This window comes from Aeromicrobium sp. PFPM2_SD2 (genome assembly GCF_057364525.1).
In genome coordinates, this window is sequence record NZ_JBNFNZ010000040.1 from 1 (window position 1) to 10,951 (window position 10,951).

Annotated in this window: 9 protein-coding genes and 2 pseudogenes; 9 read left to right on the top strand and 2 right to left on the bottom strand. The window is 73.4% G+C overall.

The window, feature by feature from the left end; translation table 11 throughout:
• Positions 1 to 509 (bottom strand): aminoacyl-tRNA deacylase (locus AC2W7G_RS03880; RefSeq protein WP_485867279.1); only part of this gene is annotated, 509 nt, incomplete at its 3' end.
• A gap of 124 nt (positions 510 to 633) precedes the next feature.
• Between AC2W7G_RS03880 and hisD the strand changes: the two genes are divergently transcribed.
• The 4 genes from hisD (at position 634) to hisH (ending at position 4,313) form a co-directional block, all read left to right on the top strand.
• Positions 634 to 1,929, top strand: a complete 1,296-nt coding sequence (hisD, locus tag AC2W7G_RS03885) for a histidinol dehydrogenase (protein ID WP_485867287.1) — start codon at positions 634 to 636, stop codon at positions 1,927 to 1,929.
• A gap of 79 nt (positions 1,930 to 2,008) precedes the next feature.
• Positions 2,009 to 3,088 carry a histidinol-phosphate transaminase gene (locus AC2W7G_RS03890; protein WP_485867280.1) on the top strand — a complete coding sequence of 360 codons (1,080 nt, stop codon included), beginning with the start codon at positions 2,009 to 2,011 and terminating at the stop codon, positions 3,086 to 3,088.
• Positions 3,085 to 3,684 (top strand): imidazoleglycerol-phosphate dehydratase HisB, encoded by a 600-nt coding sequence (gene hisB, locus AC2W7G_RS03895; RefSeq protein ID WP_485867281.1) that lies wholly within the window; start codon positions 3,085 to 3,087, stop codon positions 3,682 to 3,684. The genes AC2W7G_RS03890 and hisB overlap by 4 nt, the downstream gene beginning before the upstream one ends.
• The gene (gene hisH, locus AC2W7G_RS03900; protein ID WP_485867282.1) at positions 3,681 to 4,313 is read left to right on the top strand and encodes an imidazole glycerol phosphate synthase subunit HisH; all 633 of its coding nucleotides are present in this window, start codon (positions 3,681 to 3,683) and stop codon (positions 4,311 to 4,313) included. Before hisB ends, hisH begins: the two co-directional genes overlap by 4 nt.
• A 7-nt stretch (positions 4,314 to 4,320) precedes the next feature.
• Here hisH and AC2W7G_RS03905 read toward each other — a convergent pair.
• A pseudogene (locus tag AC2W7G_RS03905) lies at positions 4,321 to 4,881 on the bottom strand (alpha/beta fold hydrolase); the annotation flags it as partial.
• A 351-nt stretch (positions 4,882 to 5,232) separates the two neighbouring features.
• Between AC2W7G_RS03905 and priA the strand changes: the two are divergent.
• From priA to hisI, 5 genes and pseudogenes are all read left to right on the top strand, one after another.
• Positions 5,233 to 5,958: a bifunctional 1-(5-phosphoribosyl)-5-((5-phosphoribosylamino)methylideneamino)imidazole-4-carboxamide isomerase/phosphoribosylanthranilate isomerase PriA gene (gene priA / locus AC2W7G_RS03910; protein WP_485867283.1), complete on the top strand. Its 726-nt coding sequence runs from the start codon at positions 5,233 to 5,235 to the stop codon at positions 5,956 to 5,958.
• Positions 5,959 to 6,065: 107 nt separating this feature from the next.
• Positions 6,066 to 6,826, top strand: a pseudogene (gene hisF / locus AC2W7G_RS03915) (imidazole glycerol phosphate synthase subunit HisF).
• Positions 6,816 to 8,630, top strand: coding sequence for an ABC transporter ATP-binding protein (locus AC2W7G_RS03920; protein WP_485867284.1), 1,815 nt, complete (start codon positions 6,816 to 6,818; stop codon positions 8,628 to 8,630). Before hisF ends, AC2W7G_RS03920 begins: the two are co-directional and overlap by 11 nt.
• Positions 8,627 to 10,459: an ABC transporter ATP-binding protein gene (locus tag AC2W7G_RS03925; RefSeq protein ID WP_485867285.1), complete on the top strand. Its 1,833-nt coding sequence runs from the start codon at positions 8,627 to 8,629 to the stop codon at positions 10,457 to 10,459. Before AC2W7G_RS03920 ends, AC2W7G_RS03925 begins: the two co-directional genes overlap by 4 nt.
• Positions 10,456 to 10,794 (top strand): phosphoribosyl-AMP cyclohydrolase, encoded by a 339-nt coding sequence (gene hisI, locus AC2W7G_RS03930; protein ID WP_485867286.1) that lies wholly within the window; start codon positions 10,456 to 10,458, stop codon positions 10,792 to 10,794. Before AC2W7G_RS03925 ends, hisI begins: the two co-directional genes overlap by 4 nt.
• Positions 10,795 to 10,951 lie beyond the last annotated feature (157 nt).

The window sequence follows — 10,951 nt, forward strand, 5'->3', positions numbered from 1 at the left end:
AGGTTTGGAGCGAGGAACTCGCAAGGCAGATCCGGTCGGACGCCTATCTCATCAAGGCCGGTCAGATCGAGGGCGCTCACTGGCATTTCATGGCTAGCGCATACAGCAACAAGGTCGGCGCCGGAGACGAAGACGGTCTCGTGGAGCTCCGCGGTCTCGTCGAGCACCGTGCGGTGGGCCTTCTTCTGCCCGACGGGGGAGATGCCGCCGAGCACGTAGCCGGTGGCCCGCTGGGCGGCCGCCTTGTCGGCCATCTGCGCCTTCTTGCCGCCGAGCGCCGCGGCCACCGCCTTGAGGTCGAGCGACCCGGACACCGGCACGATGCCTACGCACAGCTCGCCGTCGACGTCGACCATGAGCGTCTTGAACACCCGGTCCGGGTCGACGCCGAGCGCCTCGGCCGCCTCGAGGCCGTACGACTCGGCCCGGGGGTCGTGCGTGTACGGGTGGGCGGTGAAGGGGACGCCGAGTCGCGTGAGCAGCGTCGTCGCCGGGGTGCCCGCAGCCATGGGCGACACCCTAGCGACCGGCGGCCGGTGCCGGCGTCCGCTGAGGGCGAGCGTGAGACGTCCACCACGGGCCGGACGGCGGGGGCTCCCCGTCCGGCCCCGGTAGGATCGACCGGTGCCCTTCCTGCGACAGATCGACCTGCGTCCCGTCGACGACCTCCGCGAGTACGCCGCCGCCGTGCCGCGCGGCGAGGTCGACATCGATCATGCGCTGCAGGCCGTCGCGGGCATCTGCGAGCAGGTCCGCACGGAGGGCGACGAGGCGGTGCTCGCCCTCGGCGAGCGCTTCGACGGCGTCCGTCCGACGTCCCTGCGCGTCCCGGCCGAGCAGATCACCGAGGCGCTGAGGACGCTCGACCCGGACGTCCGTGCCGCGCTGGAGCAGTCGATCACGCGCCTGCGCGCCACCTGCGAGGCCGAGCTCGAGCAGAGCGTCACCACCACCGTGGCGCCCGGCGCCGTGGTGGAGCGCCGCATCGTCCCGATGCAGCGCGTCGGCCTGTACGTCCCCGGCGGGCTCGCGCCGCTGATCAGCACCGTGGTCATGAACACCGTGCCGGCGCAGGTCGCCGGCGTCCCGTCCATCGCCATCGCCACCCCGCCGCAGGCGGAGTTCGGCGGCGCCCCGCACCCGGCGATCCTCGCCGCGTGCGCGCTGCTCGGTGTCGACGAGGTCTACGCTGCCGGCGGCGCCCAGGCCGTCGCGATGCTGGCGTACGGCACCGAGTCGTGCGCCCCGGTGAACCTCGTGACCGGCCCCGGCAACATCTACGTGGCCGCCGCGAAGCGCTTCGTGCGCGGCCAGGTCGCCATCGACTCCGAGGCCGGCCCGACCGAGATCGCCATCGTCGCCGACGAGACGGCGGACGCCGCGTTCGTCGCGGCGGACCTCATCAGCCAGGCCGAGCACGACCCGATGGCCGCCTCGGTGCTCATCACCGACAGCGAGGCGCTGGTCGCGGCCGTCGAGGCCGAGCTCGAGACCCAGGTCGCCGCGACCAAGCACGCCGAGCGCGTCACGACCGCGCTGACCGGACGCCAGTCCGGCGTCGTCCTGGTCCGCGACACCGACCAGGGCGTCGACGTCGCCAACGCGTACGCCGCCGAGCACCTCGAGGTGCAGACGCGCGACGCCGCGGCCGACGCCGCGCGGATCGTCAACGCCGGTGCGGTCTTCGTCGGCCCGTTCGCGCCCGTGTCGCTGGGCGACTACGCGGCCGGCTCGAACCACGTCCTGCCGACGGCCGGCTGCGCCTGCCACTCCTCGGGGCTGTCGGTGCGCGCGTTCTGCAAGAACATGCAGGTCGTCACCTACACCGAGGACGCCCTGCGCGAGGTCGGGGGCCACGTCGTCACGCTCGCCGAGGCCGAGGACCTGCCCGGACACGGCGCCGCCGTCTCGATCCGCACGGCGCGATGAGCGAGCGTCAGCGAGTGAACGATCAGATGCCACGAATCGCGCCGTCGGTCTACGGTGCTCTTCTTCCGGCGGCGGCGCGATGAGCGTCCCCGCGTGGGTGCCGCTGCGCGACGAGCTGCGTGACGAGGAGCCCTACGGCGCCCCGCAGCTCGACGTCCCCGTGCAACTGAACACCAACGAGAACCCGTACGGCCCGAGCGAGGCGGCCGCGGACGACATCGCCGCCGCCGTGCGCGAGGTCGCCCTGGGGCTGAACCGCTACCCCGACCGCGAGGCGACGCAGCTGCGCGAGGGCCTGGCCGCGTACCTGGGGCACGGACTGACCGCACGGCACGTGTGGGCGGCCAACGGCTCCAACGAGGTCATGCAGCAGGTGCTGCAGGCGTTCGGCGGGCCCGGACGCACGGCGCTGTCGTTCGCGCCGACGTACTCGATGTACCCCGAGTACGCGCGCAACACGCACACCCGCTGGGTGGCCGGACGCCGGCGCGACGACTTCGGGATCGACGTCGACGCCGCGCTCGCCCTCATCGCGGCCGAGCAGCCGGACGTCGTCGTGCTCACCAGCCCGAACAACCCGACCGGCACGGCGCTGGACCCGGCCCACGCCCGGGCGGTGCTCGAGGCCGCGCCCGGCGTCGTCGTCGTCGACGAGGCGTACGCCGAGTTCCGCCGTGACGGCGTGCCCAGCGCCCTGGAGCTGCTGCAGGAGTTCCCGCGGCTGCTCGTCACCCGCACGATGAGCAAGGCGTTCGCGCTGGCCGGCGGCCGGCTGGGCTACGTCGCCGCCGCCCCGGCGATCATCGACGCGCTGCGCATCGTCCGCCTGCCGTACCACCTGTCGGCGGTCTCGCAGGCCACGGCGGTCGCCGCGCTGCGTCACGCCGACGAGCTGCTCGGCCAGGTCGACCAGCTGCGCCGCACCCGCGACGAGACCGCGAGCCGGCTCGCCGAGCAGGGGTTCGAGGTCGCGGCGTCGGACGCGAACTTCGTCCTGTTCGGACGCTTCGACGACCGGCACGCCGTCTGGCAGGCCCTCGTCGAGCGCGGCGTGCTGATCCGGGAGACTGGACCCGACGGATGGCTGCGCGTGTCGATCGGCACGCCGCAGGAGATGGCAACGTTCCACCAGGCACTGACGGAGGTGACCTCGAGATGACCCGTACGGCTCGCATCGAGCGAAAGACGTCCGAGTCCCACGTCGTCGTCGAGATCGACCTCGACGGCACCGGACGCACGGACATCGACACGGGCGTGGGCTTCTACGACCACATGCTCACGGCGCTCGGTCGTCACTCGCTCATCGACCTGACCGTCCGCACCGTCGGCGACCTGCACATCGACGCCCACCACAGCGTCGAGGACACCGCGATCTGCCTGGGCGAGGCGCTGCGCGAGGCGCTCGGCGACAAGGCCGGCATCCGCCGCTACGGCAACGCGACGATCCCGCTGGACGAGGCGATCGCCACGTGCGTCGTCGACGTCTCGGGCCGCCCGTACTTCGTGCACAGCGGTGAGCCGGAGCGCCAGATCACCGCGATCATCGGCGGCCAGTACGTGGGCTCGCTCACGTCGCACGTGCTGGAATCGATCGCCCACCACGCGGGGTTGACCATGCACATGACCCTGCTCGCCGGGCGCGACCCGCACCACATCGCCGAGTGCCAGTTCAAGGCGCTCGCCCGGGCGCTGCGCGAGGCCGTCGCGCTCGACCCGCGCGAGACCGGCGTCCCCAGCACCAAGGGAGCGCTGTGACCGCGACGGTCGCCGTCCTCGACTACGGCTCGGGCAACCTGCGCTCGGCCGTGCGCGCCGTCGAGCGCGCCGGGGCCGAGGTCGTGCTGACCGCCGACCAGGACGTCGCCCTGGAGGCCGACGGCCTGCTCGTGCCCGGCGTCGGTGCGTTCGCGGCCTGCATGGAGGGCCTGCGAGCGGTCGACGGCGAGCGGCTCATCGAGAAGCGGCTCGTCGCGAACCGTCCGGTGCTGGGCATCTGCGTGGGCATGCAGATCCTGTTCGCCGAGGGCATCGAGCACGGCGTCCGGGCGACCGGGTGCGGCGAGTGGCCGGGCACGGTCGAGCCGCTGCAGGCGCCGGTCGTGCCGCACATGGGCTGGAACACCGTCCAGCCCGGAGACGGCTCGCGGATGTTCGCCGGCTTGGAGGACGCGTCGTTCTACTTCGTGCACTCCTACGGCGTGCGCGAGTGGCTGCTCGACCCGCCGCCGGCGTTCCCGCAGCCGGTCGTCACCTGGACGTCCTACGGCGAGGAGCGCTTCGTCTCCGCGGTCGAGAACGGGCCGCTGTGGGCGACCCAGTTCCACCCCGAGAAGTCCGGCGACGCCGGCGCGCAGCTGCTGCGCAACTGGGTCGGCACGCTCTAGGCGCGCCTCAGGCGTCCGGCTCGGCGACGACGTCGAGCAGGATCTGCGCCAGGTCGTCGGGCCGGGTGAGGTGCGGCCAGTGGCTCGTCGGGAGCCAGGCGATCTCGAGGTCGTCGTAGGCGTCGAGCTCGGCCGCCACCGCCGGGTAGTCACGCCGCCACGTCTCGAGCTGGGCCTCGTCGAACCCGGACGCCACCGCGAGCGCGGGCACGGCGAACCGGCGTCCGGCCGAGAGGTCCCAGCCGTCCCGGGCGACCTGGGCCGGGTACGGGACCGCGGACCGCTCGATCTCGGCGCGCAGCTCGGGCGAGAGGTCGCGCTGCTCGGGCTCGCTCAGCTCGTCCCAGCTGAACGGCACCTCGTCGCCGGCCGGCTGGTCGCTGCCGGCCGGGTCGAGCGGCATGGGGGAGGAGTCGACGAACACCGCCGCGCGCACGAGCTCGGGATGCTCCTCGGCGACCACCTGCACGAGACGCCCGGCGAAGCTGCTGCCGACGAGGACGACCGGCTCCCCGGCCGCGCGCACGACGTCGACGACGGCGGCGACCGTGGTCGGCCAGCCGCACGCCGGCGCGGTCCTCGTCGGGTCCGGTGCCCGGCAGGCTGGCGAGCAGGACGCGGTGCCCCGGCTCCTCCAGCAGCGGCACCACGTGGCGCCAGGACGAGGGGTCGAGCCAGAAGCCGCGGACGAGCACGAAGGTGGCCATGGTCACACCGTAGGCGCGGGCACCGACGACGACACCCGGACGCGCGGAGCGTCGTCACGTCGGCGCCCCCCGGGTGGGTGGAGAGCCTGCGTCCACGCGAGGCGGTGGGCGGTGGACGCCAGCTCACCGCCCCGGGCAGGGAGCCGCCGAGCGTGCGTCCACGCCGCGCACCGGCAGCGGGGCGGGGGAGCAGCGGTCGGTACGATCACCCGGTGACTCTCGAGCTCCTCCCCGCTGTCGACGTCGCCGACGGACAGGCCGTGCGCCTGGTCCAGGGCGAGCTCGGCAGCGAGACGACGTACGGTTCGCCCCTCGACGCCGCGCTGCAGTGGCAGAGCGACGGCGCGGAGTGGATCCACCTGGTCGACCTCGACGCCGCGTTCGGCAAGGGCTCGAACCGCGAGCTGCTGGCCGAGGTCGTCGGCCGCCTGGACGTCAAGGTCGAGCTGTCCGGCGGCATCCGCGACGACGCGTCCCTCGAGGCCGCGCTCGCCACCGGCTGCCGCCGCGTCAACCTCGGCACCGCCGCCCTCGAGAACCCCCAGTGGTGCGCCAGCGCGGTCGCCCGCTTCGGCGACCAGATCGCCGTGGGCCTGGACGTCCGCGGCCGCACCCTGGCCGCCCGCGGCTGGACGCAGGACGGCGGCGACCTGTTCGAGGTGCTCGAGCGGCTCGAGCGCGACGGGGTCGCCCGCTACGTCGTCACCGACGTCACCAAGGACGGCACGCTGCAGGGTCCGAACCTGGACCTGCTGCGCCAGGTGTGCGAGGTCACCGACAAGCCGGTCGTCGCGTCCGGCGGCGTCTCGAGCCTGGACGACCTGCGGGCCATCGCCTCGCTCACCGGCACCGGCGTCGAGGGCGCCATCGTCGGCAAGGCGCTGTACGCGGGCGCGTTCACGCTGCCCGAGGCGCTGGCCGCCGTCGCCGAGGTCTAGACCCGGCCGCACGCGTCCGACGACCCCTCCGGCCCCGGCGGCTGGAGGGGTCGTCCGCGTCCGGGGCAGCGCGGGGAACCGTCGGTGGCCACCGGTAGATTGCGGGGGTGTCTCTCGCCGTCCGTGTGATCCCCTGCCTCGACGTCGACGCCGGCCGCGTCGTGAAGGGCGTCAACTTCGTCGACCTCGTGGACGCCGGCGACCCGGTCGAGATGGCCAAGGTCTACGACGCCGAGGGTGCCGACGAGCTGACCTTCCTCGACATCACCGCGTCCTCCGACGACCGCTCCACGACGTTCGAGGTCGTCGGCAGCACGGCCGAGCAGGTCTTCATCCCCCTGACGGTCGGCGGCGGCGTGCGCGAGGTCGACGACGTGAACCGGCTGCTGCGCGCCGGCGCGACAAGGTCGGCATCAACACCGGGGCCATCGCGCGTCCGGAGGTCATCGCCGAGATCACCGGCCGGTTCGGCAACCAGGTGCTCGTGCTCAGCGTCGACGCGCGGCGCAGCGACGAGCAGCCCAGCGGGTACGAGGTCACGACGCACGGCGGTCGCCGCTCGGCCGGCCTGGACGCCGTCGAGTGGGTCAAGCGGGCCGCCGACCTGGGCGTCGGCGAGGTGCTGCTCAACTCCATGGACGCCGACGGCACGAAGCAGGGCTTCGACCTGGAAATGATCCGGGCGGTCCGCAGCGTTACGAGAGTGCCGCTCATCGCGAGCGGCGGTGCCGGACGGCTGGAGCACTTCGCCCCCGCCGTGCACGCCGGGGCCGACGCCGTGCTCGCCGCCAGCGTGTTCCACTTCGGCGAGCTGACCATCGGACAGGTGAAGGACAGCCTGCGCCGCGAAGGAATCCATGTCCGTTGACACCACCGCGCCCGACGACCTGACGGGCACCGACGACCGCATCATGCGCCGGGGCTTCGGCCTCCTGGGCCGCGGCATCGTCGCCGAGAAGTGGTGGTTCACGGTCTCGGTCGTGGGCAGCCTGCTGTACGGCGCGATGACCGTCGCGGACGCGTGGGTGCTCGGCTGGGCCACCGACCACGTCATCCGCCCCTCGTTCGAGCGCGGCGACGTCGCCGAGGGCGCGCTGTGGACCGCCGTGTTCCTGTTCATCGGGGTCGCGGTCCTGCGCGCGCTGGGCATCGTCGGACGCCGGCTCGTCGGCGGCCTGGTCTACTACCGGCTCATCGCCGACTACCGCCGGCGCGTCACCCGTCAGTACCTGTCGCTGCCGATGTCCTGGCACCACCGTCACCCGACCGGCCAGCTGCTCAGCAACGCCAACGCCGACGTCGAGGCCACGTGGGCGGTGTTCATGCCGCTGCCGATGGCGCTCGGCGTCGTCGCGATGCTGCTGACCGCGATCGTCGCGATGATCGAGGCCGACCTCGTGCTGACCCTCGTCGGTCTGGTCGTCTTCCCGGCCCTGTTCGGCATCAACGTCTTCTACCAGCGCTGGCTCTCGCCCAAGGCGGCCCGCGCCCAGTCGCTGCGCGGCGACGTGAGCGCGGTCGCGCACGAGTCGTTCGACGGCGCCATGGTGGTCAAGTCGCTGGGCCGCGAGGCCGACGAGACCGAGCGCTTCCGCGCGTCCACCGAGCGGCTGCGCGACGCCAACATCGAGGTCGGCCGCATCCGCAGCATCTTCGACCCGCTGCTGGAGGCGCTGCCCAACCTGGGCATCCTGCTCGTCATCGTCCTGGGCGTCGGGCGGGTCGCCAGCGGCGCCGCCGAGCCCGGCGACGTCGTGCAGGTGGCCTACCTGTTCACCGTGGTCGCCTTCCCCGTCCGGGCGATCGGCTGGGTGCTGGGCGAGCTGCCGCGCAGCGTCGTCAGCTGGGACCGCGTCGACAGCGTCCTGGCCGCCACCGGCTCGATGCAGTACGGCGACCGCACGCTGCCGGGCGCCGGTGCCGTGCAGCTGGACCTGCGCGACGTCTCGTACACGTTCCCGGACGCCGAGCGGCCGGTCCTGTCGCACCTGGACCTGCACGTCGGACGCGGCTCGGTCACCGCCGTCGTCGGGTCCACCGGCAGCGGCAAGAGCACGCTCACGGCGCTGCTCGTCCGGCTGGTCGACCCGCAACAGGGACGCGTCGAGCTCGACGGCGTCGACGTCCGCACCCTGACCCACGACGACCTGGCCTCCGCCGTGGCCCTCGTGCCGCAGTCGACGTTCCTGTTCGACGACACCGTGCGCGAGAACGTCACGCTCGGCAGCCACGACGTCGACGACGCCGCCGTGTGGGACGCCCTGCGCACCGTCCAGGCCGAGGAGTTCGTGCGCGCCCTGCCCGACGGGCTCGACACCCAGCTGGGGGAGCGCGGCACGACGCTGTCCGGCGGGCAGCGCCAGCGTCTCGCCTGGCCCCGCGCGCTCGTGCGCCGGCCGCGGCTGCTGGTGATGGACGACGCCACGAGCGCGCTCGACCCCGACGTCGAGCGACGCATCCTGGCCGAGCTCGCCGCCCGGACGTCGGACGGCTCCGGGCCGACGGTGCTCGTCGTGGCCTACCGCAAGGCGACGATCGCGCTGGCCGACGAGGTCGTCTTCCTCACCGCGGGGCACATCGCCGACCGCGGCCCGCACCACGAGCTCGTCGTCCGGTCCGCGGCCTACCGCGACCTCGTCGACGCCTACGACCAGGCCCGGGAGGCGCAGTGACCACCACGACCGCCGAGCGCCGCACCACGGCGCCCGCCCCGGCCAGCGAGGCGCACGAGGTGACCGGCTGGGCGGTCATCCGCCGCGGCCTGGCCCTCTCGCCGCAGGTCATGGACGGCTTGGGCGTCACCCTGCTGCTCGCGCTGCTGAGCACCGTCGGCGCCTCGGTCGTGCCGATCGTGGTGCGTGCCGCGATCGACGACGGCCTCGGCGACGGCTCGGAGATGGACGAGGGCCGGATCTTCCTCTACGCCGGGCTCACCCTGGTCGTCGTGCTGCTGACCGCCGTCGCCGGCTACGCGATGCGCGTGCGCCTGTTCACCCGCAGCGAGGTGGCGCTCTCGGACCTGCGCGTGCGCGCCTTCCGGCACGTCCACGACTTGTCGGTGCTCACCCAGAGCTCGGAGCGCCGCGGCGTCCTGGTCTCGCGGGTGACGTCCGACATCGACCAGATCTCGCTGTTCCTGCAGTTCACCGGCGTGATGATCGTGGTCAGCGTCGGGCAGATGCTCGTGGCGACGCTCATCATGGCCTACTACTCCTGGCAGCTGACGCTCGTCGTGCTGGTCTGCTTCCTGCCGCTGTGGCTCTCGCTGACGCTGTTCGCCAAGCACATGAGCCGGGCCTACGACACGGTGCGCCGCACGGTCGGCGAGATGCTCGCCGTCATCGCCGAGCCCGTCGTCGGCGCCTCGGTCGTGCGTGCGCACGCCATCGAGAAGCGCACCCAGCGCCGGGTCGACGCCGGCATCGACCGCAACTACCGGGCCAACATCCGGGCGCAGAGCATCGTCGCGGTCACGTTCGCCTCGGCCGGCGTGGCCGGCGGCCTGGCCAACGCCGGCGTCATCGCCCTCGGTGTCGTCCTCGGCGTGGCCGGCGGCCTGTCGATGGGCACGGTCATCGCCTTCGCGTTCCTGGTCGGCTTGTTCGTCGGCCCGGCCCAGCAGGCCACCCAGGTCATCACCGACGCGCAGAACGCCATCGCGTCCTGGCGCCGGGTCATCGCCCTTCTCGACACCCCGGCCGACGTCGTCGACCCGGGGGCGGCCGGCACCGCCATCCCCGACGGCCCGCTCGACGCCCGGTTCGCCGACGTCGCGTTCGCCTACCCGGGCGGTCCGCGCGTGCTGAGCGACGTCGACGTCCACGTCCCGGCGCGCCAGCGGGTCGCCGTGGTGGGGGAGACGGGGTCGGGCAAGACCACGTTCGCCAAGCTGCTCACCCGGCTCATGGACCCGGTCGAGGGAGCCGTCCTGCTCGGCGGCGTCGACCTGCGGGACGTGCCGTTCAGCGACCTGCGCCGGCACGTCGTGATGGTGCCGCAGGAGGGCTTCCTGTTCGACGCCACCCTGCGCGAGAACCTGCTCTACGGACGCACCGGCGCCACCGACACCGAGCTGGAGACCGCCTTCGACGACCTGGGCCTGGCCGACTGGTACGCCGGCCTGCCGCAGGGGCTCGACACCCCGGTCGGGCAGCGCGGCGAGTCGCTCTCGGCCGGCGAGCGCCAGCTCGTGGCCCTGGTCCGTGCCGCCCTGGCCGACCCGGCCTTCCTGGTCCTGGACGAGGCGACGAGCGCGGTCGACCCGCAGACCGAGCTGCGCGCCACCCGCGCCCTCGACACGCTGCTGGCCGGCCGCACGAGCGTGACGATCGCGCACCGGCTCAGCACCGCCGAGTCCGCCGACCGGGTGCTCGTGTTCGACGCCGGACGCCTGGTGCAGGACGGCAGCCACGCCGAGCTCGTCGCCGAGGGCGGCGTCTACGGCCGGCTGCACGCCAGCTGGGTCGCCCAGTCGAACCTGCCTGGGAGGATGGAGCCGTGACCGACCTCGACCCCGCCGTCGCCGCCCGGCTCAAGCGCGACCCGAACGGACTCGTCCCCGCCGTCGTGCAGGAGGCGTCCACCAAGGACGTCCTCATGCTCGCCTGGATGGACGACGAGGCGCTGCGGCGCACGCTCGACACCGGTCGCGCCACGTACTGGAGCCGCAGCCGTCAGGAGTACTGGGTCAAGGGCGAGACCTCCGGCCACGCGCAGCAGGTGCGCGAGGTGCGGCTGGACTGCGACGGCGACACGCTGCTGCTGGTCGTCGACCAGACCGGCGCGGCCTGCCACACCGGCGACCACACCTGCTTCGACGCGGACCGGCTGGCGTGAGCGCGCGCCGGCTCTACGCCCCGGTCGTCCTGGCCCTGCTCGCGGTCGGCGGCCTGGCCTTCCTGGCCACGACCCGCACGTGGGCCGCAGGCCACGGTCGAGGCGAAGGGCCTGCTGCCCGACGCGGTGGCGGTGACCGGCCGTGACGTGGTGCCCG